Below are 22,454 nucleotides of genomic sequence, written 5' to 3'. Positions count from 1 at the left end.
ATTTCAGGGTTTCTCCTAGTGAATGTTTGGAATTGGCGTCATACATTCTATTCCGTTGTCATGACAACGACCCTTTTGCCAAGTGGCGCTTCGTCGGCGTCTAAAGTGGCATCCACCCTTACGAGGAGAAGACGATGAGGCGAGATTTCCTGAAAACCGCGGCCCTGGCCGGAGCCGGCCTGGCCGGTTCCGCAGCCGCGTTGGCGCAAGCTGCTGCCCAACCCGCTTCCACGGGTCTGCGCGGCAACCCGAGCGACGTCTACGTGATGAACGTGATGGTCTCGGGTGTCGAGTACTGGTTCCCGGTCTACGAAATGATGAAGCAGCTGGGCCGCACGCTGGGCGTGAAGACGCGCTACACGGGCACGCCCGAATACGACGTCAACAAGCAGCTGGCGTCGTTCGAACAGGAGCTGGCGCGCAAGCCCGCCGGCATCCTGCTGCACCCGATGAACCCCGACCCGTTCATCGAGCCGATCAATCGTGCGGCCGCCATGGGCATCCCCGTGGTCACGTTCGCCGCGGACTCGCCGAACTCCAAGCGCGTCTCGTTCGTCACCTCCGACAACGACCGTGAAGGTTCGCAGGCCGCCGACGCGATCGCCGCTTCGCTGGGCGGCAAGGGCGACTACGCCGTGCTGGAGAACCCGGGCCAGGACAACCACGATCGCCGCATCGCCGCCTTCGTCGGGCAGATGAAGGCCAAGCACCCGGGCATGAAGCTGGTCGGCCGCGCCGCCAGCAACCAGGACCCGAACAAGGCTTACCAGGCGACGCTGAGCCTGGCGCAGGCCAACCCCAACCTCGGCGCCATCTTCATGCCCGAAGCCAACTCGGCGCTGGGCGCGGCGCAGGCCAAGGTCGAGACCAAGAAGAACATCCGCGTGATGTGCTGCGACGTCAACGCCAAGATCCTCGACATGATCAAGTCGGGCGAAGTGTTCGGCTCCATCAACCCGAACCAGGGCGTGCAGGGCTACATGGGCATGATGATGCTGTTCCTGGCGAAGAACGCGAACCTCATCGACCCGATGAACGACGCCAAGCGCAACAAGGCCAACCCCATGGCCGTGCCGTTCCTGGACAACGGGCTGTCGGTCGTCAGCAAGGCGAACGCCGACGACTTCTACTGGGACAAGTACCTCGCTCGCCGTGGCACCAAAGGCATCAACGAATGACGAACGCGGACGCGCCGGTGCTTGAACTGCGCGGCATCCAGAAGAGCTTCGGCGCGTCGCGTGCGCTCGCCGGTGTCCACTTCTCGTTGCGCAAGGGCGAAATCCATGCCTTGTGCGGCGAGAACGGCGCCGGGAAGTCCACGCTGATGAAAATCATCGCGGGCATCCACGAGCCGGACGAGGGCACCGTCATCCTCGACGGCGAGATCGTCAGGATCGACGGGCCGGCCCACGCCATGCGGCTGGGCGTGGGCCTGGTGCACCAGGAGATCGCGCTGTGCGGCGACGCGACGGTCGCCGAGAACGTCTTCATGCCGGAGATCAACGCCAGCCGCCGCGGCTGGATGGACTACGCGGCCCTGAACGAGCGCGCTCGCGCGCTCTTGAAGCGCCTGGGCCAGGACATCGACCCGAAGCGCCGCGTGGACGAACTCAGTCTCTCGCAGCAGCAGCTGGTGGAGATCGCAAAAGCGCTCTCGCTGGAATGCAAGGTGCTGATCCTGGACGAGCCGACCGCCGCGCTCACCGAGGTGGAATCCGTCGCGCTGTTCCAGGTGCTGCACGAGCTGAAGGAGCAGGGCATCGGCATCGTCTACATCAGCCATCGCATGGCGGAAATATTCGAGCACTGCGACCGCGCCACCGTGCTGCGCGACGGCCGCGATGTGTTCTGCGGCGCCATCGAGAGCATCACGCCCGACGACTTGGTGCGCAGCATGGTCGGCCGTGACCTGGGCCAGTACTACCCGCCGAAACTGGGCGCGCACGCGGCCAACGACGAGTCGGACTGCCTGATGGAAGTCGACGACATCGCCGACGGCGAGCGCGTGCATGGCATCTCGTTCAAGGTCAGGCGCGGGGAAATCCTCGGCATCGCAGGGCTGATGGGCGCGGGCCGCAGCGAGCTGGCGGAGTCAGTCTGCGGGTTGCGCCGCACGCGGCGCGGCACGGTGCACCTGAAGGGCAAGCCGCTCACCATCCGCAAGTACGCGGACGCGCTGCGGCACGGCATCGGTTACCTGAGCGAAGACCGCAAGGCGGCGGGGCTCTTTCTCGATATGTCGGTCGCGCAGAACATCTGCTCAATGGCCTTGCAGCGCGTGAGTTCGCGCTGGGGCTGGGTGCAGGGCGCGGCGCAGCGAAAGCTCGCCACCGACCTGGGGACGAGCCTGAAGCTCAAATGCAACGGCGTTTCCGCCGAGGCGTCCAGCCTGTCCGGCGGCAACCAGCAGAAGGTGGCCATCGCCAAGCTGCTCGCGACGAAACCCGCGGTGCTGTGGATGGATGAACCCACGCGCGGCGTGGACGTGGGCGCCAAGTCCGAGATCCACCACATCCTGCGCGAACTCGCGGACCAGGGCGTGGGCGTGATCGTGATTTCTTCCGAGCTGCCCGAGATCATCGGCCTGTGCGACCGCGCACTGGTGATCCACGAAGGCCGAATCGCCGGCGAACTCGCCGCCGAAGATATGACCGAGGAAAGCCTGCTGCGGCTGGCCTCGGGTTTCAGCGCACAGGAGGCGCATTGATGTCTAAACTAGAGTCCCCCACGGCTACAGGCGTGCTGCCCGCCGGTATGGCGCCGTCGGATCCGCAACGCGGCGGCCAGGGAATGCCGAAAATGAAGCTGACGAACATGCGGGAGGCGGGCCTCCTGCTGATCATCGCGGTGATGTGTGCCGGGATGAGCTTTGCTTCGCCGTACTTCCTCACCTGGGACAACATCCGCGCGATGCTGCTCTCGTTCTCCATCGAGGGCATCGTCGTGGTCGGCATGACGATCCTGCTGATCGTCGGCGGCATCGACCTCGCGGTCGGCTCCGTCGTATGCCTCGCGATGGTGGTGACCGGCAAGCTGTTCCTCATGGGGCTGGACCCCTGGACCGCGAGCCTCGTGGCCATCGCCGCGAGCGCCGCCATCGGCGCGATGATTGGTGGCTGCGTCACGCGCATCGGCCTGAACCACTTCATCGCCTCGCTCGCCTTCATGGTGATCGTGCGCGGCCTGTGCCTGGCCGCCACGCAGGGAACGCCGCAATCGCTGTTCGCCTTGCCGCCTGAATTCAAGTTCATCGGCCAGGGCTCGGTGTTCGGCATTCCCACGGTGATCCTGATTTTCGCGGTGATCGTCCTCATCAGCGACCTCGCGCTGCGCCACGCCACGATCTTCCGCAAGGTGTTCTACACCGGCAGCAATGAGAAGGCCGCGCTGTATGCCGGCATCCGCACCGGCCGCGTGAAGTTCTGGGTGACGGTGCTGTGCTCCGCGCTCGCGGGCGTGGCCGGCGTCGTGTACACCGCGCGCTTCGGCGCCGCCACGCCCACCTTCGGCGTCGGCATGGAACTCAACGTGATCGCCGCGGCGGTGATCGGCGGCGCCAGCCTGAAGGGCGGCTCCGGCACCGTGCTGGGCGCGGTGCTCGGCTTGGCCCTGCTGTCGGTCGTCACCAGCTCGCTGATCCTGCTGGACGTCTCCCCGTACTGGCAGGACGTCATCAAGGGGCTGATCCTGCTGGCGGCCGTGACGATCGACCACCTGATGAACAACACGAAAGCCAAGAGATGAGCAAGACCAAGCTCGGAAAATCCGGGATCGAGTGCGAGGACGTGGGCCTCGGCACCTGGGCGATGGGCGGATGGATGTGGGGCGGCAACGATGATGCCGCCGCCGTCGATGCGATCCGTGCCTCGCTGGACGCCGGTGTCCAGATGATCGACACCGCGCCCGCCTACGGCCTCGGCCACGCGGAGCGCCTGGTGGGCACGGCACTGAAAGGCCGCCGCCACGAAGCCATCGTCGCCACCAAGTGCGGGCTGGTGTGGCACACGCGCCAGGGCACGCACTTCTTCGACGAGGACGGCACGCCGGTGTACCGCCACCTGGGCCGCGAATCGATCTTCCACGAAGTCGAGCAAAGCCTCGCGCGGTTGCAGACCGACTACATCGATCTCTACATCACGCACTGGCAGGATGCCCAGACGCCGGTGGCCGAGACGATGGGCGCGCTGCTGGACCTGAAGGCGCAGGGAAAGATCCGCGCCATCGGCGTCAGCAACGTCAGCCCCGAGACGCTGCTGGAATACGTGAAGTGCGGCCCGGTCGACGCGATCCAGGAGCGCTACAGCCTGATCGACCGCGAGATCGAAACGACGCTGCGCCCCATCTGCGCGGACTACCACGTCGGCATCATGGGCTACTCGTCGCTGGCCATGGGCCTGCTGGCCGGGCCCATGGACGCCGACCGCCGCTTCACCGGCGATGACCAGCGCGCCGACGAGCCGCGCTTCTCGCCGGCCAACCGGACCAAGCTCGCGCATTTCTTCGCCGAACTCGAGCCGCTGCGCCATCGCCTGGACTGCTCGTTCGCGCAGATGATGATTGCCTGGACCCTGCGGCACGGCACCGTGTCGGTCGCGCTGTGCGGCGCCCGCACATCGCGGCAGGCCGTGCAGAACGCCGGTGCCGGCAAGGTCGAACTGGGTCGCGAGGAACTCGCGGCGATCGAAGGCGCGGCAGCGCGCCACCTGGGCGCGTCGTTCTAGCGCGCACATTCGTCCCTACACCGTCCGCGCGATCTGTGAATCGCGCATTTGCTGAGAGCGGCAGGGCCCTCGGTTGGAGAGGCTCATGCCCAAGATTTGTCTAGAAGGAAAGATGATGCAGAAAAAAGAAGCCAGGCTGAACCGTCTGTTGAACGCGGGACGATGCCTCGATATCGCGGTGGACCATGGCGTGTGCAACGAGCCCAGCTTCCTGGCGGGCCTGGAAGACATGGAAGCCGTGATCGGCAAGCTGGTGGCGGCGCGTCCCGACGCCATCCAGCTCGCCTACGGCCAGGCCGACCTGGTGCAGAAGCACGGGCGCGACCGCCCGCAGCTCGTGATGCGGCTGGACATGGGCAACCCCTACAACGCAACGCGCCACCGCAGCATGTGGGCCGTGCTGCAGAACGAGCAAGACCCGGTGCTGCCGGCAGTCCAGATGGACGCGGCCTGCGCGGTGGTGAACCTGTTCATGCTGCCCGACGAACCCGACCTGTTCCGCCAGTGCGTGCAGAACATCGCGCGCGTGCGCGCCGACTGCGACCGGTACGGCATGCCGCTGATGATCGAGCCGCTGGTGATGGCGCCGCAGACGGAGCGCGGCGGCTACATGGTGGACGGCGACGCCGACAAGATCGTCACGCTGGTGCGCCTCGCGCGCGAGATGGGCGCCGACATCATCAAGGCGGACCCGACGAGCGACCCCAAGGAGTTCCACCGCGTGGTGCAGGCCGCACGTTGCCCCGTGCTCGTGCGCGGCGGCGGCAAGGAGGACCTGCAGCAGGTGCTGGTGCGCTCGCGCCAGCTGCTCGATCAAGGCGCGGTGGGCCTGGTCTACGGCCGCAACGTCTACCAGCACCGCAATCCGCAAGCCGTGGTGCGCGCGCTGATGGCCATGATCCACGAGAACGCCAGTGCCGAGAAAGCCTGGCAGCTGTACGAGTCACAACCCGCGTAATCCCTCCGGGCGAGCCCCAGCATAGAGGCACCCCGGACGCAGGGATGAAAAGCCGGCGACGCCGGCGACGAGCATGAAAGATTCAGGAGACAAATGATGATACTCAGAAGACTGTTCTCGGTGCTGGGGCTCTTGTTCGCCGCGCTGCTGGGCCACGCCGCGGTCAATGGCCAAAGTCCGCTCACCTCGCTGAGCCAGATGAGCACGGCCGTCTCGGCCCTGGCCGTCGGGCCGTTCCCCTTGCAGGGCCCAGGCCTGGGCAACCTGTCGTACACCCAGGCCGAACTCTTCCAGCCTGTCTCCTGGATCCGCCGCGACGAAGAGGGCACCCCCGAAACCTACCCGGGCCGGAAGGCCTTCGGGTTGAACGCGGGCATCATGATCAACGGCTACTTCCTCACGATGTTCGCGCCCGACAGCGGCGCGGGCCCGGGGGGATTCCTGCTGTATGACGTCTCCAACCCACGGGCGATCCAGCTGGTCAAGCGCATCTACGAACCCGAGGGGCGGACCTCGGAGTTCCGCGAAGCGCATTCCTTCGGCACCTCCACCATCGGCGGCAAGGTCTATGTCTCGATCGCGACCACCAAGGGCGTCGAGTTCTGGGACTTCACCGACATCAACAACGTGATCCAGGTCAAGAAGCTCGCGTTGCCCACGGTCAATGCCGGCGACTACGCCAATGTGAGCTGGCAGCTCTGGTGGCAGGCGCCCTACCTGTATGTCGCCTCGGCGAACGACGGCATGTACATCATCGACGCGCGCGACCCGGCGAATGCGGTGCTCGCCAATCGCGGCGCCGGCAAGCCCAACCCGGTGCCCACCGGCGAGCTGGGCGGGTTCCGGATCGGCCCCATCTTCACGATGGGAAATCACCTGGTGCTGACCTCGATGGAAAACACGGACGGCATCGCCAGCCTGGACATTTCCGATCCGCTGAACCCCAAGGTGCTCGACACGGTCGGCGCAGCGCCCTTCTATTACGCCACCTGTTTCGATGGGCTGAATCTGTACGGCTCCGTACGCGGCTTTGGCGCGCGCATGTTCAGCTACAACCTGGCCGATCGCAGCCGGTTCGTGGCCGGTGACAACCGGGCCGTCGTCGACGAGCAGCTGTATTGCGCAACCCAGGACGACTACGTGTTCCAGGGCGCACAGCACAAGGTCCACAAGATCGACGTCAGCAACCCGATGCAGCACGTCGAGGTGGGCCGCGGCGGCATGTTCCCGCCCGGTTCGGAAGACGAATCCCATTCCGACCACGGTCAAGTCGCACCGTTCGGCAACCTGCTGTTCGTCGGCAATGACCACGGCTCGGGCAGCGCCTTCATGGTTCACTCGACCCTGCCGGACACTACCCGGCCCGTCGTCAAGGCGATGTCGCCGGCCAATGGCGCGCGCCAGCAGGCGCTGACTTCGCGCATCGGCTTGGGCATGACCGACAGCATCCTGCCCGAGACCGTCAACACCAGCACGTTCATCGTGCGCCCGGTCGGCGGCAACGCGCTGGCGGGTACGTACAGCGTGCAGCTGGGCATCGTCAACTTCTTCCCGGCCCAGCCGCTGCAGCCCAGCACCACCTACGAGGTCGTGCTGCCCGTCAACGGCATGAAAGACTATGCCGGCAACGCCGTCGGCACGGAATACAAGGCAACCTTCATCACCGGCAACGCGACCGACATCAACCTGGCGCACTACTGGACGCTGGGCCGCACGCTGGCCGACCAGATCGGCCAGAACAACGGCACGGCCACGGCCACGGATGCCTTCGAGAACATCGGCCTGAACTTCAGCCAGCGCACCGGTGGTGTCGCGCTCAAGGACGACAACGTCGCCTCGGCCCTTGGCGGCTCGGCCTCGCTCAGCTTCTACATGAAGACCACCCAGGTCGGCACCAGCGTGCCGTGGACGGCGCCCGGCATCTTCGGGCGCGACCAGAGCGGCGGCGCGGACGACGTGTTCTGGGGCTGGATCGACAACACCGGCCGCATCAACCTGTCCGTGGGCGACGTCGCGGCAAACAACCCGGGCCTCAAGTCGGCGGCGGCCGTGAACAACGGCGCCTGGCAGCACATCGTGCTGACGCGCGACGCCGCCTCCGGCGCGCAGACCATGTACGTGAACGGAGTGAAGTCGTCCGCGGTAGGCCGCACCGGAGCGCTGGGCCTGGGCAATCGCTTCCAGCTCCTCGGCCAGATCCAGGGCAATGCCGACTTCTTCCGCGGCACGCTGGCCGACGTGCGCGTGTACAACCGCGTGCTCGGCGACACCGACGTGACGCAGCTGCGCGCGCTGCCCGTCGTTGGCGACCCGGGCCTGGGGACTGACCCGAAGCTGGTGAACGGCCAGCTGAACTTCAGCCCCACGGTCTTGAGCGGGACCGCGACGTACAGCTGGAATTTCGGCGACGGCACGCGCACCGCATTCTCGTCTTCGCCGAGCGCCAGCTACTCGTACACCAAGGCCGGCCACTACAACATCACGCTCACCGTTCGCAGCACGAGCGGCCTGGAAACGTACTACAACTCCCTGGTGACGGTCATCGAGCCCGTCACGGCATCTGCGCCCACGCACACCACCAACATCGCCGGCGACGCCAACGCCGTCTACAGCGTCAACCCCGACAGCGGCACGGTCTCATCCATCGACGCGCAGACACTCGCCAAACGCTGGGAAGTGCGCGTGGGCAACGAGCCACGCACGTTAGCCGTGGGCCCCGACGGGCGCATCTGGGTGACGGTGCAGGACGACGACAAGCTGGTTGCGCTCAACGCCGTCGACGGCAGCCTCTCCGCCACCGTGACGCTCGACTACGGCAGCGGGCCCTACGGCGTGGTGTTCACGCCCGACCGGTCGAAAGGCCTGCTGACGCTGGAGAGCAAGTCGTCGCTCGTCACGTTCGACCCGGCCACGGGCGCACGCACCGGCACCGTGCCGCTGGCCGGTGCCGTGCGCGGCGTGGCCGTCAGCGCGGATTCGCAGGCGGCCTACGTCACGCGCTTCAAGTCGACAGCCCAAGGCGGGCAGTTGCACAAAGTGAGCCTGACGTCGCTCTCGCTGGCCTCGACGATACCGCTGCGCGTCGACACCACCACGGTGGACGACGAAAGCCGCGCCCGCGGCGTGCCCAACTACCTGAGCCAGGTGGTGATCGCGCCCAGCGGAAAGCGCGCGGCGCTGCCGTCGAAAAAGGACAACATCCTGCGCGGGCTGAACCGCGACGGGCAGCCGCTGGAGCATGACCGCACGGTGCGCTCCATCCTGTCGCAGGTCGATCTGCAGCAGGCGTCCGAGGTGTTCGCCGACCAGCTGGACTTCGACGACCGCGCGCCGGCCCGCGCCGTGCTGTACGCGCCCAGCGGCGACTACATGTTCGTCGCCCAGATGGAAGGCAATCGCGTTGCCATCGTCGACTCGTACAGCCGTGCGATCCGTGGCGAAATCACCGATGTGGGCAAGGCGCCGCACGGCCTCTACCTGGACGCAGCGCGCAAGCGCCTGTTCGTCAACAACTTCCTGGACCGCAACGTGACGGTGCACGACGTCGCCGGCGTGCTGACAAGCCAGACCGCCGCGGCCACGTTGCTGCAAACCGTGCCGACCGTGGCGCTGGAGACGCTCAGCGCCGCCGCCTTGCGTGGCAAGCAGATGTTCTACAACGCCGCCGACCGCCGCATGAGCCGTGACAACTACATGTCGTGCGCGAGCTGCCACGCCGACGGCAGCGACGACGGCATGGTGTGGGACTTCACCCAGCGAGGCGAGGGCCTGCGCCGCACCATCAGCCTGCTGGGCCGCCAGGGAACGGGGCACGGCAGCCTGCACTGGAGCGCCAACTTCAACGAGGTGCAGGACTTCGAGAACGACATCCGCGGCGCGTTCGGCGGAACCGGGTTCATGAGCAACGCGGACTTCGCCGCGACGTCCGATCCCCTGGGGGCGGCCAAGGCGGGCAAGAGCGCGGAGCTCGACGACCTCGCGGCCTACCTCGGTTCGCTCAACCGCTACATGCGCAGCCCGGCCCGCAACGCGGACGGCAGCCTCACCGTCAACGCCGTGCGCGGACAGCAGCTCTTCGCGTCGGCACAGTGCGCGACCTGCCACACCGGCGCCAATATGCAGGACGGCCTGCGGCACGACGTGGGCACGATCCAGGCATCGTCCGGCAAGGGCAACAACCAGCCGCTGGCCGGTGTCGGCTTCGACACGCCCACGCTGTTCGGCACATGGAGCAACCCGTCGTTCTTCCACAACGGGCAGGCCGCGCAGGTCCAGAACGTGTTCACGTCCGCGCACGGCAACGCGGCCTCGCTGTCGTCAGCCGACCAGACCGCACTGGCCGAGTACGTGCGTTCGCTCGACAACCCCGGCGCCACGCCACCCCCGTTGGTGCGGGTCCGCTCCGCGCTGAACAACCTGTGCGTCAACATCCGCGGCGCATCGCCTGCCGCCGGCGCGGTCGTCATCCAATGGACTTGCGGCAGTGCCACCAATGAGCAGTTCACGGTGAACTCCTCCGGCGGTTACGTCCAGTTCGTCGCCAAGCACAGCGGCTTGTGCGTCGCCCAGAGCAACACCGCCACCAGCGGCGGCCCGGTCGTCCAGACGGCCTGTACGGCGGGCACGACGACGCAATGGACGCAAACGGGGGCCACGCTGCGCAACCGCGCGTCCGGCGCCTGCCTGGACGTGCCAGGCTCCGCAACCGCGCTGGACACCGCCCTGATCACCTGGCCGTGCAACGGAGGCAACAACCAGAACTGGAGCCTCATCGCGCCGACCAATTGAGACGCGCGCCGACTGGGGCGCACCACCGAAGGAACCATCACATGAAGCGAATCATCGCGGTAGCGGCCGCCGTCTTGGCCGCAAGCGCGCTCGCCCAGCAGGCGCCGCTTCGTGTCGGGGTCATCGGGCCCTTCACCGGCGGCTCGGCGGACGTTGGCGTCCCGATGCTGAACGGCATCAAGATGGCCGTTGACGAGATCAACGCCGTCGGCGGCTACCTGGGGCGCCCGCTGGAGCTCGTCATCAAGGACGATTTCGGCAATCCGGACACGGCGGCCGCGAGCGCCACCGAGCTCGTCTCGGAGAAGGTCGTGGCCGCCATCGGGTTCTGCGACACCGGCGTCGCGATGAAGGCGATCGACGTGTTCCAGAAGGGCAAGGTGCCGCTGATCGTGCCTTGCGCGACGGGGACGCCCATCACGGCGAAATACCCCTCGCCGCAAAGCTACATTTTCCGCACCTCGGCGCGGGACGCGATCCAGGCGCCGTTCATCGTCGACGATGTGCTCAAACGCGGCTGGAAGCGCGTGGCGATCTTCGCCGACACCACAGGCTACGGCGAAGCGGGCCTCGCGGATGTGGAGAAGGCGCTCGCGGTGCACGGCATCAAGCCCGTGTACGTGGCCCGCTTTCAGCTGGGCGTGAGGGACCTCACGCCGCAACTCACGGCGGCGAAGGCCGCGGGCGCCAACGTCGTGCTGAGCTACACGGTGGGCCCGGAGAACGCCGCGATCGCGAATGGCCGCAAGGCCATGGCGTGGCGGGTGCCGCAGGTGGGCGCCTGGCCGCTGTCGTTCCCCAACTACATCGACGGCTCGTACGGCGGTGCCGAAGGCTCGCTGATGGCGCAGACCTTCATCGCGGAGCCGAGCAACGAGCGGCGCGCTGCTTTCCTGAGCGGCTACGTGCGCAAGTTCAGCGCCAAACGGATCCCGGTGCCGATGGCGGCGGCGCAGGCTTACGACGCAACCTACCTGCTGATGTATGCGCTGCTGGGCATCCGCGACGGCGAGTTGGGCGGTGTCGCGGTGAAGAACGCGCTGGAGAACATCCAGCGTATCTACTACGGCGTCGTCGCTACTTACGAGAAGCCCTTTTCGCTCGACGACAAGGAAGCGATCTCCGAAAACATGCTGGTGGTCGGGTTGGTGAAGGGCGCTGGCGTCACGTTTGCCTATCCTGAGGACGCCAAGCGCAACCTGTTCGTGCAGCGGAAGCAGCAGTGAAGGCGCACGGGCCTGAAGGGGCGCGCGCGCGGGCAAGGTGGAACGCATGCGGCGCGATGACATCTTCCTGAGGGATGCGGCACGGCGCGGCGACACCCAGGCATGTTTGGAAATGGCGACCCGCCTGTTCGGCGGGAAAGCCGGCTTCTCGCAGAACTTCAAGCTGGGCCTTGCGTACCTGCAGCAGGAGCTGATCAGGGAGTCTCCGTGCGCCATCGTGCTGGTCGGCGAAATGGTGCCGCTGGAGCTGCTCATCGCGCAGGACGCCAGGGCCACGCTGGCCGCCGCGGCGCGGTTGGGCTGCGAGGCCGCCATGCTGAAGCTGGGTGTGTGGCATGCACTGCGATCCGAGTGCGCTGAGGCGCGGCAATGGCTCGAACGCTCCGGACATTTCCCGGACACCGAGACAGCAGGTGTCGAAGACGCGAAAACATTCGCAAAGACGCTCGACTCGCGCATTCCGCGCGAATTGCTCGACACGCGCGAGGTGATGCTGGCCGGCGCGCGCCAAGCGCTGCGGCTCGCGGATGTGCAAGGCGCCCGCTATTGCCTGAAGGGGTACGCCGCGCTCACGGCACCGCCGGTGCTGGACGCGGCGACTGCGGAGATAGTCTTATCGTTCGTTCACCTGGCGAGCAACAGCGGCAGCGAAAGCAACGCCAACTGCGCGCTCGACCTGCCTGTCGAACTGGTGGAGTCGAGCCTGTCTTTCCGCAGCGAGCATGCGGACGTGCAAGCGCAGTATGTTCTTGGATGTGCACTGGCCGGCATGGCCTATGGGTGCCTGCTGCCGCACGCGCTGGTGGCGCAGAAGAACCTCCGGCGCGCGACGGCGCTGCTGTTGCGCGCGGCGGATGCGGGGCAGCCCGAAGCCTGGCACCGTCTCTACGAGGTGGCCGCGGATTGCCGCAGCGTTGCCGGCAACCAGGAGGCGGCGCGATTCTTCCTGGAGAAGGCGGCGCACGCGGGCGTCGTGCAGGCCCAGCGAAAGCTGGGCGCCTTCCTGCTGAAGGAGGCGACGTCGCTGGAGAAAGCCGAGCGGGGTGTGCATTGGCTGACTCGCGCGGCCGAGCGCGGCGATCGCCCGGCCCGTGAACTGTTGCAGACGCTGGTGCTGCCGCTGCCGGCGTTGCCCGCCGCGATCGAAAGTTCGATCGTGGAGAAGGTGCGCGCGATGGATGCGGAGCTGGCAGCGCGGCTCACGCTCGCACGCGCGTTCCACTTGACGCGCAGGGAGGCGCTCAACTTCAACGCGCGGCGCGACATCCGCGCATGGGGCCTGCTCATTCCGGGCACGTACACCGAAAACCCGAAAGGCCGGCTGGTCCCCGCGTTGCAGGAGTCCATGAAGACGGAACTGCAGCGGGCGGCCTCGTTCTTCGACGCCGAACGCACGCTGGGCTCCGCCGCCTCGCAAAAGGCCAAGGTGCAGCGGCAGGTATTCGAGGCGCTGGCCATCCCCGAGGAACGGTTCTTCGCCGCGGAGATTGGCCGGTCGTGGTCCCACTATGGCTTCGGCCGGCACTGGGCCGCGCGCGCCGGTCCGCTGCTCAAGGAGATGCTCGGCGAGTGCTGAGATGGGCGCGCGCGGGCCGCAACAAAAAGCGTGCTCGCTCGCTGCTTTCATTGCGGTCGAAGGCCTCGCGTCGCAGCGTCGCAACTGCACGCATGTCTGGCGCCTGTTTGTTCCCCGGATGTTCTTTTCTCCAACGCGCGGGCGCGGTGCAATGAATTGCGGCGTTCACGGTGGACGCTGCTTCACAACACATACTTGGAGAGACAGTTTTCATGAATCGCACAAAGATCGCACTCGCCGGCATCGCGGCACTCGCAGCCGGCGCAGCATGCGCACAATCTTCCGTCACGCTGTATGGCCGGGTGGACGCGGCACTGGCGCGCGGCACCGGCAGCGTTTCCAGCATGACGCAGCTCAAGAGCTCCGGCTACAACGCTTCGGCCATCGGCTTTCGCGGTGTCGAAGACCTGGGCGGCGGTATGTCCGCATCGTTCGTTCTCGAGGCCGGCCTCAACAACGACGATGGCTCGGGCCAGGGAACCAGCACCAACAACCAGCCGTCGGGCGGCTCGGGCGGCGGCGGGCTGACCTTCAACCGGCAGTCCACGGTGAGCCTGGCGGGCAGCTGGGGCGAGCTGCGCTTCGGGCGCGACTACACGCCGCAGTTCCGCATCGTCAGTATCTTCGACGCGTTCGGCACCGACGGCGTCGGTACCACGCAGACCTTGATGTCGCCCATCGGCGGCATGCCGACCTACGTGCGCGCATCGAACTCCATCGCCTATCTGTACAACACGAACGGCTGGGGCCACGGCAGCGGCTTCTACGGCACCGTGCAGCACTACATGGGCGAGAACCCCAGCAGCGCCGCCAACTCGAGCGACGGCCGTGGCACCGGTGCGCTGGTTGGCTTCGGCAGCGGCCCGTTCGACGTCGCCCTCGCCGTCAGCCGCACCTCATACCTGAGTGGTGACGTCCGCCAGAACAACGTCGGCGGTTCGTGGGACTTCGGCGCGGCGAAAGTCATGGCGCACTACGCCAGCGACAGCATCGGCGCCGTGGATGGCAACGGCTACCTGGTCGGCACGCACGTGCCGGTCGGCGCCGGCGTGATCCGCGCTTCGTACTCGCGCTACAAGCTCGACTCGGCCGGCAATCCCACCACCAAGAAACTGGCGCTGGGCTACGTGCACAACCTGAGCAAGCGGACTGCGCTCTACGGAACGTTCGCGCACGTCGCCAACAGCGGCGGCGCCGCGCAGTCGCTCAATGGCGCGGTGACGGCGCCCAACGGTTCGTCGAACGGCTACGAATTCGGCGTGCGCCACAGCTTCTAAAAGCCGGGCGAAAGCCCTTCCCGTCAGCTTCCCGTTAGCGGCCCGCCAGAATCCAGCGGGCCGCTTTCTCCGCGACCATGAGAGTCGGGCTGTTGGTGTTGCCGCTGGTGATCGTTGGCATCACGCTGGCGTCCACCACGCGCAGGTTGCGAACGCCGATCACACGCAGGTGCGGATCGACCACCGCATCGGCATCGCTCGCGCGGCCCATGCGCGCTGTGCCTACCGGGTGGAAGATGGTGGTTGCGATGTCGCCCGCCAGCCGGGCTAGGTCGTCGTCGGACTCGAAGTGCGCACCTGGCAGGAATTCCGCCGGCTTGTACGGGGCCAGCGCGGGCTGCGCGACGATGCGTCGCGTGACCCGCAGCGAGTCGGCGGCCACCTGACGGTCCTCTGTCGTGCTCAGGTAGTTGGGCGCGATCGCGGGCGCGAGGTCCGGGTCGGCGCCGCGGATGGTCACCGTGCCGCGGCTGCTCGGGTTCAGATTGCACACGCTGGCCGTGAACGCCGGGAAGCCGTGCAGTGGCTTGCCGAACGCGGGCAGGCTGAGCGGCTGTACGTGGTATTGAATGTTGGCGTGCGGCTGCGCGGGGTCGCTGCGCGTGATGGCGCACAGCTGCGAAGGCGCCATGCTCATGGGGCCGGTGCGGCGCAGCGCGTATTCCGCACCGATCATCGCCTTGCCCCACCAGCTGTTGGCAATGGTGTTGAGGGTCTTGGCGCCTTGCACCTTGAAGACGGCGCGCACCTGCAAGTGGTCCTGCAGGTTGCCGCCAACGCCACGCAATTCGCGCACCACCGGGATGCCGTGGCGCTGCAGGAGCGCGCCCGGGCCGATGCCGGACAGCTGGAGCAGCTGCGGTGTGCCGATGGCGCCCGCGGCAAGAATCACTTCCCGTTTTGCCCGGGCCTGCAGCTGCTCCTGGCCCACCACCGCTTCGACGCCCTGGCACACAGGACCTGTCCCCGCGCTGTTCGCGATCAGCAGGCGCGACACGCGCGCGTGGGTCAGGACGCGCAGGTTGCGCCTGTGCCGCACCGGGCGCAGGAAAGCCTTGGATGTGTTCCAGCGCCAGCCATCCTTCTGGTTCACCTCGTAATAGCCGACGCCTTCGTTGTCGCCGCGGTTGAAGTCTTCCGTCGCCGGCACACCAGCCTGCTGCGCGGCGCGCGCGAAAGCGTCGAGCAAGTCCCAGCGCAGCCGCTGCTTTTCCACGCGCCACTCACCGCCCGCGCCATGGGCACCGCGAAGGGTCGCATCGGCTTCGCCCGCCGCGCGGGCGCGGTGGTGGTTCTCGTGGCACATGAAGTCCGGCAGGGCGTGCGCCCAGTCCCATTCGCGCTCGCCGGTCAGGGCCGCCCAGGCGTCGTAGTCGCGCGCCTGGCCCCGCATGTAGAGCATGCCGTTGATGCTGGAACAGCCGCCCAGCACCTTGCCGCGCGGGTACAGCAACGAGCGGCCGTTGAGGCCCGCGTCGGGCTCGGTGCGGAAGCGCCAGTCCGTGCGCGGGTTGTCGATGCAGTACAGGTAGCCCACCGGAATGTGGATCCAGGGATAGGTGTCGGCCCCGCCCGCTTCGAGAAGAAGGACGCTGCATTCCGGATCGGCGCTGAGGCGATTCGCCAGCAGTGCGCCGGCGGAACCGCCGCCCACGATGATGTAGTCGACTTCGAGGCAGGGAGATGCGGGGAGGGTGCTCATGGCCAGCGAATCTAGGCCCGCCGCGCTGCCCGGTCCAATGAGATCGGGCCCGGGTGATATAAGCTGCGCAAATGACGTCCCGCCCCCTCGACACCCGCCTGCTGCACACCTTCGTCACCGTCGCGCGCGAGCGCAACGTGTCGCGCGCGGCGGAAAAATTGTTCCTCAGCCAGCCGGCGGTCAGCCTGCAGCTGAAGGAGCTGCAGAGCCTGCTTCAACTGGAGCTGTTCACACGTGAATCCGCCGGCGTGGCGCTTACGCCCGACGGGCTGGCGCTCCTTCCGCACGCGGAGCGGGCGCTCGAAGGGCTCGCCGACTTTTCGGTGGCGGCCCAGCGCCTCACCGCACGGGTGCGCGGCAAGCTGCGCATCGGCACGATCCTTGACCCGGAGTTCACCCGGCTCGGGGCGTTCCTGCAGGAGCTGGTTGCGCAGGCGCCCGAGATCCGTCCGGAGCTGCGCCACGGGATGAGCGGCAACACGCTGGAGCGGCTGCTCGCGCGTGAGATCGACGTCGGCTACTACGTCGGTGATCCGGTGGCTGACGCGGCCGCGCTGCGCGGCGAGGCGAAGGCCGTGAAACTGCACAGCGAAGTGCTGACGCGTTTCACCTACCGCGTGATCGCCCCGCGTGGCTGGGAATCGCGCGTGCACGGCCAGGACTGGGCCGGGCTGATGGCGTTGCCCTGGATCGTCACACCCCCGGACTCCGTTCACGCCCGGCTGCTCGCGGCGACGCTCGAGCCGCTGGGCTTGAAGCAGCGCGGCGTGTCGTTGGTGGACCAGGAGGTGTCGATGCTGGCGCTCGTGCGCTCCGGCGTGGGCCTGGCACTGGCGCGTGATGCGACGGCCATCCAGCTCAGCCAGGCGGAGGGGCTGGTGATCGCGGACCGCGTCGCGCTGCCGACCTCGCTTTGCTTCATCGCGCGCGCAGCGGCGCCCCGGTCGCCGGTCGTGGAGGCCGCGCTTTCGGCCATCGGCCGGGCCTGGGGGCGATGAGTCCGCCTTCGCCCGTCGTCTGATTGCTTACGCGATGCGCCGGAACCAGATCAGCGACAGCACTGCAGCCGCGCCCGCCAGCAGTGCCGCGATCAATGCGAGGGGCCCCGCGAGCTCGGTCTCGCGCGTCTGCACCTGCAGGCGCGAGCCGAGCGTCTCATACACGCTGCGCAATCTCTCCGCCGTGTCGGCATGGTGGTATTCACCGCCGGTCATGCGCGCCACTTCGCGCAGCGTCGGCTCGTCCAGCCGCAGGTACATCGGCATGCCTTCGGCGGAGAAGGCTTCGCCATCGACTGTTCCCAGTCCTACGACGTAAATGCGCACGCCGCGGTCGGCCGCCATCTTTGCCGCCACCAGCGTGTCGATGCCGGTGGTGCGGCGGCCGTCGCTCAGGAGAATGATGGCGGCCGAGTTGTACGAACCCGGCGCCACCGGTTCGATCTGCTTGGGCGGTGGCTTGGCCCTGTCGTCCAGGCTGCGCCCTTGCCGCTTGCTGCCGAACACCATGTCGCCCACGTCGATGCCGTGATCGGGAAACAGCTCGGCCAGGCACTGGACGATCGAACTGCCGACGGCCGTTCCCATCTGCATCTGGAAGCCGTTGATGGCCTCGACGAGCAGGGCGCGGTCCAGCGTGGCGCGCTGCGCGATCTGGCTGCTGCCGGCGAAAGTGACCAGCCCCACCTCGATGTTCCTGGGGAGGTCGCGCAGGAACAGTTTCGCCGCGTCTTGTGCCGCCACCAGCCGCGTCGGCTTGACGTCGGTGACGCGCATGCTGAGCGACACGTCGATGGACAGCATGATCGTCGCCCGCGCCCAGGGCAGCGTCACCTGCGCGGCGGGCCGCGCGGCCGCAACCAGCAGCACTGAACATGCGAGCAGCACCAGTGCGGGCGGCACGTGCCGCCGCCAGTGCGTTCCAGCTACAGCGGCCCGCACGACGCCCAGGCTGCTGTAACGCACAGCGGGCTTACCCCGCCGGCGCAGCAGCCACAGGTACAGCAATGGCAGCAGGGGCAGAGCCACCAGCAACCAAAGATATTGCGGCCACAAGAAAAACATGGTCAGCGCCTCGAACTGGGCTTTCTCATCGCATGGGCAGGTCGTTCACCGGACAGCTTATCTCAATGAAGCAAGCGCGGTACATACGCCAAAAATACTAGACATCTTCTTTCAGCCCGCGTGGTTGCCTCGGGCGAGTCGCGATAGCCGCGCGTTGCTTCCACGTGTCGCTTCTCTGCAAGCCCTAACCCGCGTATATTTCACGAGCGGGCATTTGCCGCGCCTCGAGGGAGGAAGTATGGAAGCTCAACGAGCACTTGAGAGCCTCGCGTGGCGGTCCGACACCGGTGATCGCGGCCACGACGCTGCGTATGCGTTCGACGCGCGGCGCGTGGACCAGGGCTACGTCGCAAGCAGCCGGTCCCCCTTCCTCTCCACCCTGAGTCCCGGCCGCAGCCAGTGGTACGCCGCGTGGGCCGTGGGGCTTCTTTCCGTGGCCCTGTTTCTCGCGTTGGCTCCATCCGCAAAGGTCCCCTGGCCGCAAGTGCCGGCCTTCCTGCCCATCTACCAGTCGGCCTTGATCGTCGTCGACATGATCACGATGACGCTGCTGCTCGGGCAATACACGATCCTGAGGTTCCGCGGACTCCTCGTGCTGGCTTGCGCCTACCTGTTCAGCGCGCTCATGGCCGTTGCGCATGCCCTCAGCTTCCCCGGCTTGTTCGCGCCCGGCGGGCTGATGGGCGGCGGGCAGACCACCGCCTGGCTCTACTTTCTCTGGCACGCCGGGTTTCCGCTGCTCGTCATGGGCTACACGCTGCTGACGGGACGCGGTCATCACGCGCGCCCGGTGTCCAGCGCCAGGGCCATGGTCGAGCTGGCGGTGGGGATCGGGCTCACATTGGCGGTCGCGGTGGCATGCGTCGCGGTCGCCCGCTGGACATCGCTGCAATTGCCGCTGATGGCGGGCCACATGGACGCGCAGGCGAAGGCGGCGGTGGCAACCCTCACATGGCTGGTGTGCCTCGCCGCGTTCGCGCTGCTCGCGTGGCGCCGCCCCCACTCGGTCATCGACCTGTGGCTGATGGTGGTGTTGTGCGTGTGGGCCGCGGACTCGGCGCTGGCCTCGGTTTTCAACCATGCGCGCTACGACCTGGGGTGGTACATCGGGCGCGTGTACGGGCTTGTGGCGAGCAGCTTCATCCTGGCCGTGCTCTTGCTCGAAAACAGCATGCTGTACGCGCGGCTGGTCGAAGCCAACGAGGCCCAGCGGCGCCGCGCCGAAGATCTGCAGCGCCTCAGTACCAAGCTGGAAGCCGCCAATCGCGACCTGGACGCTTTCGCCGGTGGGCTGGCGCATGACCTGCAGCAGCCGATCGTCACCATCGGCGCGTTCGCCCAGGTGATCCAGCGTCAAAGCGGTCACCTGATCGGGGAGAAGGACGCGTCGCACCTGGAACGCATCATCGGCGCCGCCAGTACGGCGCATCGCATGATCCGCAGCTTGCTCGAGTTCGCCCGGCTCGGCCAGAAAGAAATCGACGCGGAAGCGGTGGACTTGAATCTGCTGCTGCAGGAAGCGCGAAACACCTTGGCCACCGATACCGGCGCCCCGGTCGCGTGGGTGATCGGCCCGCTGCCGACCGTGCGCGGCGATCCTTCGCTGCTGCTGCTCGCGCTGGTCAACCTGCTCTCCAACGCAGTGAAGTACAGCCGGGGGCGCGAGCAGCCGCAGATCCGGGTCGAGGGCGAAGCCGATCCTGCGGGCGGCAGCCGGGTCCGCATCAGCGACAACGGGATCGGTTTCGACATGGCGCAGGCCGGCCGGCTGTTCCGGCCGTTCGAGCGCCTGCACACCGTTGCTGCCTTCGAGGGGACCGGCATGGGACTGGCCAACGTCAGGCGCATCATGGAGCGGCATGGCGGTAACGTGCAGGTCGAGGCGGCGCCGGGTGAAGGCGCGACGTTCACCCTCGTCTTTCCGCCGGCCGAGAGCCTTCCCTGACCCGCTAGAACCCGAACACCCTCACCGCATTCCCGGAGCGCACCGCTTGCATCTGCGCTTCGGGCAACCGCGCGGTGTTCGTAAACGCGCCCTTCGTGTCGTGCACCCAATGCGGCCAGTCCGTGCCGAACATCACGTGCTCGGGGCCGACGATCTCGATCAGGTACTTCAAGCTGCGCACGTCGTAGGTGATGCTGTCGTAATAGATGTGGCGCAGGTAGTCGGCGGGCTTGCGCTTCATCTGGCGGCGAGAAGGCAGCTCCACCTCATCGCCCTTTTCAAAACGCCCGACCAGGTAGGGCAGGGTGCCGCCGCCGTGCGAGGCGATGACCTTCATGTTCGGGTACTGGTCGAAGAAGCCTTCGAAGATCATCCGCGTGATCGCGAGCGTGGTGTCGAACATGAAGCCGACGGACCAGCTCAAGTCGAACTTGGCCATGTCCATCAGGTCGACGCCCGGTGGGTCCGTGGGGTGCACGAGCACCGGCAGGGAGCGCTTGTCGATTTCGGCCCAGATCGGCGCGAACATCGGGTCGGTGAGGCTCTTGCCCGCCACATTGGCCAGCACCATCACGCCCACGGCGCCTTGAACGCAGCTGCGGTTCAGCTCCTCGATGGCGCGCTGCGGGTACTCCCATGGCAAGGACGCGAACCAGCGAATGCGGTCGGGGTACTTCCCTTGCGCCTGCGCCACGTTGTCGTTGGCTTCAGCCGCCGCGCGGCAGCTCACTTCCTCGCCGCCCCAGTACACGTTGGGGCAGGTGAGCGAGACCACGGAAACATCGACGCCGGCCTCGTCCATGTGCTTGATGCGCAGGGCCCAGTCGAAATGGCCTTTCTGCGGCAGCACGACCGGGGTGTTGCCGCGGAAGATTTCCTGCTGCCCGTCCGGGCGCGTCTGGATGTTGTACTGGCCGCCTTCCTTCTTGAGCAGTTCGAGCCACTGGGTGGTGAACATGTGGGTGTGGACATCGATGACCGTCATGCGTACTTCTCCTGTTGTGGTACTTTTGTCTCCGCACGGGTCCGCCCTGATGGCGAGTTAGCATGCATCCGATAAATTTACCCGATTACCGAAGGAGCCGCTCATGAAACGCCGCCAATTCGCCGCCCTCGCCGCGGCCACGCTCGCCGCTCCCGCCGTGCTGGCGCAAGAGCGAACGATGAAAATCTGGATCGGTTTCCCGCCCGGGGGCTCGGCCGACACCATCGCCCGCGTGCTCGCCGAAAAAATGAAAGTCTCGCTCGGCCAGAACGTCGTGGTCGACAACAAGCCGGGCGCCGCGGGCCGCCTCATCCTCGGCGAGCTCAAGCGCATGCCGCCCGATGGGCAGAACCTGGTGCTGTCGCCCAGCGGCGCGATGGTGATCGCGCCCTGGCTCTACAACAACCTGCCGTACGACCCGATCAAGGACTTCACGCCGGTCTCGCGCATCGTCACGTTCGACTTCGCGGTGACGGCGGGACCGGGCGCACCGGCCGGCGATCTCAAGTCGGTGCTGGCCTGGATGAAAGCCAACCCCACCAAGGCCAACTACGCCACGTCCGGCGCGGGCACGGTGCCGCATTTCGCGGGGATGCTCTTGAGCCAGGCCGCTGGGGTTCCGCTCACGCACATCGCGTACAAGGGCGGCGCGCCCGCCGCGCAGGACCTGATCGGCGGGCAGGTCCCGCTGATGGTCGACACGGCGTCGGAGACGCTGGAGCACCACAAGGCGGGCAAGGTGCGCATCCTGGCGGTGACGGGCGAAGCGCGCAATCGCGCGCTGCCGGATGTGCCGACGTTGAAAGAGCAGGGCATCAACAGCACGGCCGATGCGTTCTTCGGTCTGTACGGCCCCCCGGGCATGCCGGCCGACGTCGTCGCGCGCATCGACCGCGCGGTCGCCGACGCGCTGAAGGCGCCGGAGATTCAGGAGCGCATCTATGCCTACGGCCTGGTGCCCAACCACGCGCCGGGGCCGCAGTTGGGAGCCACCCAGGCCGAGCACCTGAAGAAGTGGGAAACGCCGATCAAGGCGTCGGGGTTCAAGGCGGAGTAGGGGGTTGTCACGCCGGATCTGATCTCATCGGCGCGCAACGGCCGAATACCAACAGCCTTCCCGGATCGGGGTGGTGGGGCACTCTGCGCAGCGAAATAAAGGAGGAGGGAGCGGCTTGCCGCGACGGGGGACATTCGCAGCGCAGAGTGCCCCACC

Annotated in this window: 15 protein-coding genes; 12 read left to right on the top strand and 3 right to left on the bottom strand. The window is 67.1% G+C overall.

What is annotated here, in order from left to right; genetic code table 11:
* The first annotated feature begins 134 nt into the window (after positions 1-134).
* The 9 genes from EEB15_RS27895 to EEB15_RS27855 all read left to right on the top strand — a co-directional run bounded on the left by EEB15_RS27895 (position 135) and on the right by EEB15_RS27855 (position 14,546).
* Complete coding sequence (locus tag EEB15_RS27895) at positions 135-1,178, top strand: substrate-binding domain-containing protein (RefSeq protein WP_141513240.1); 1,044 nt, start codon at positions 135-137, stop codon at positions 1,176-1,178.
* Positions 1,175-2,707, top strand: a complete 1,533-nt coding sequence (locus EEB15_RS27890; RefSeq protein WP_141513239.1) for a sugar ABC transporter ATP-binding protein — start codon at positions 1,175-1,177, stop codon at positions 2,705-2,707. The genes EEB15_RS27895 and EEB15_RS27890 overlap by 4 nt, the downstream gene beginning before the upstream one ends.
* Before the next feature lie 47 nt (positions 2,708-2,754).
* Positions 2,755-3,744, top strand: a complete 990-nt coding sequence (locus tag EEB15_RS27885; protein WP_141513278.1) for an ABC transporter permease — start codon at positions 2,755-2,757, stop codon at positions 3,742-3,744.
* Positions 3,741-4,721, top strand: a complete 981-nt coding sequence (locus tag EEB15_RS27880) for an aldo/keto reductase (protein WP_141513238.1) — start codon at positions 3,741-3,743, stop codon at positions 4,719-4,721. Before EEB15_RS27885 ends, EEB15_RS27880 begins: the two co-directional genes overlap by 4 nt.
* A gap of 112 nt (positions 4,722-4,833) precedes the next feature.
* Positions 4,834-5,679, top strand: coding sequence for a class I fructose-bisphosphate aldolase (locus EEB15_RS27875; RefSeq protein ID WP_141513237.1), 846 nt, complete (start codon positions 4,834-4,836; stop codon positions 5,677-5,679).
* 96 nt (positions 5,680-5,775) lie between these two features.
* Positions 5,776-10,467, top strand: a complete 4,692-nt coding sequence (locus EEB15_RS27870; protein WP_141513236.1) for an RICIN domain-containing protein — start codon at positions 5,776-5,778, stop codon at positions 10,465-10,467.
* Between the two features lie 41 nt (positions 10,468-10,508).
* Positions 10,509-11,693 (top strand): ABC transporter substrate-binding protein, encoded by a 1,185-nt coding sequence (locus EEB15_RS27865; protein ID WP_141513235.1) that lies wholly within the window; start codon positions 10,509-10,511, stop codon positions 11,691-11,693.
* A gap of 46 nt (positions 11,694-11,739) precedes the next feature.
* The gene (locus EEB15_RS27860; RefSeq protein WP_141513234.1) at positions 11,740-13,269 is read left to right on the top strand and encodes a tetratricopeptide repeat protein; all 1,530 of its coding nucleotides are present in this window, start codon (positions 11,740-11,742) and stop codon (positions 13,267-13,269) included.
* A 212-nt stretch (positions 13,270-13,481) separates the two neighbouring features.
* On the top strand, positions 13,482-14,546 hold the full coding sequence (locus EEB15_RS27855; RefSeq protein ID WP_141513233.1) for a porin: 1,065 nt from the start codon (positions 13,482-13,484) through the stop codon (positions 14,544-14,546).
* A gap of 34 nt (positions 14,547-14,580) precedes the next feature.
* Here the strand turns inward: EEB15_RS27855 and EEB15_RS27850 are convergent, their stop codons facing one another.
* Positions 14,581-16,248, bottom strand: a complete 1,668-nt coding sequence (locus tag EEB15_RS27850; RefSeq protein WP_141513232.1) for a GMC family oxidoreductase — start codon at positions 16,246-16,248, stop codon at positions 14,581-14,583.
* 71 nt (positions 16,249-16,319) lie between these two features.
* Here EEB15_RS27850 and EEB15_RS27845 point away from each other — a divergent pair, with 71 nt between their 5' ends.
* Positions 16,320-17,246 carry a LysR family transcriptional regulator gene (locus tag EEB15_RS27845; RefSeq protein ID WP_141513231.1) on the top strand — a complete coding sequence of 309 codons (927 nt, stop codon included), beginning with the start codon at positions 16,320-16,322 and terminating at the stop codon, positions 17,244-17,246.
* A gap of 27 nt (positions 17,247-17,273) precedes the next feature.
* On the opposite strand, the gene EEB15_RS27840 is transcribed toward EEB15_RS27845, so the two are convergent.
* Positions 17,274-18,311 (bottom strand): VWA domain-containing protein, encoded by a 1,038-nt coding sequence (locus tag EEB15_RS27840; RefSeq protein ID WP_141513230.1) that lies wholly within the window; start codon positions 18,309-18,311, stop codon positions 17,274-17,276.
* A 238-nt stretch (positions 18,312-18,549) separates the two neighbouring features.
* Between EEB15_RS27840 and EEB15_RS27835 the strand changes: the two genes are divergently transcribed.
* The gene (locus tag EEB15_RS27835) at positions 18,550-20,256 is read left to right on the top strand and encodes an MASE4 domain-containing protein (RefSeq protein ID WP_158290258.1); all 1,707 of its coding nucleotides are present in this window, start codon (positions 18,550-18,552) and stop codon (positions 20,254-20,256) included.
* 4 nt (positions 20,257-20,260) lie between these two features.
* Here the strand turns inward: EEB15_RS27835 and EEB15_RS27830 are convergent, their stop codons facing one another.
* Complete coding sequence (locus EEB15_RS27830) at positions 20,261-21,241, bottom strand: amidohydrolase family protein (RefSeq protein WP_141513228.1); 981 nt, start codon at positions 21,239-21,241, stop codon at positions 20,261-20,263.
* A 103-nt stretch (positions 21,242-21,344) separates the two neighbouring features.
* On the opposite strand from EEB15_RS27830, the gene EEB15_RS27825 reads away from it, so the two are divergent.
* Positions 21,345-22,298, top strand: coding sequence for a Bug family tripartite tricarboxylate transporter substrate binding protein (locus EEB15_RS27825; RefSeq protein ID WP_141513227.1), 954 nt, complete (start codon positions 21,345-21,347; stop codon positions 22,296-22,298).
* The last annotated feature ends 156 nt before the right edge of the window (positions 22,299-22,454 follow it).

The sequence above is a fragment of the Ramlibacter sp. WS9 genome (assembly GCF_003797765.1).
GTDB lineage: Bacteria > Pseudomonadota > Gammaproteobacteria > Burkholderiales > Burkholderiaceae_C > Ramlibacter.
This window is presented reverse-complemented; position numbering and strand designations above follow the sequence as displayed.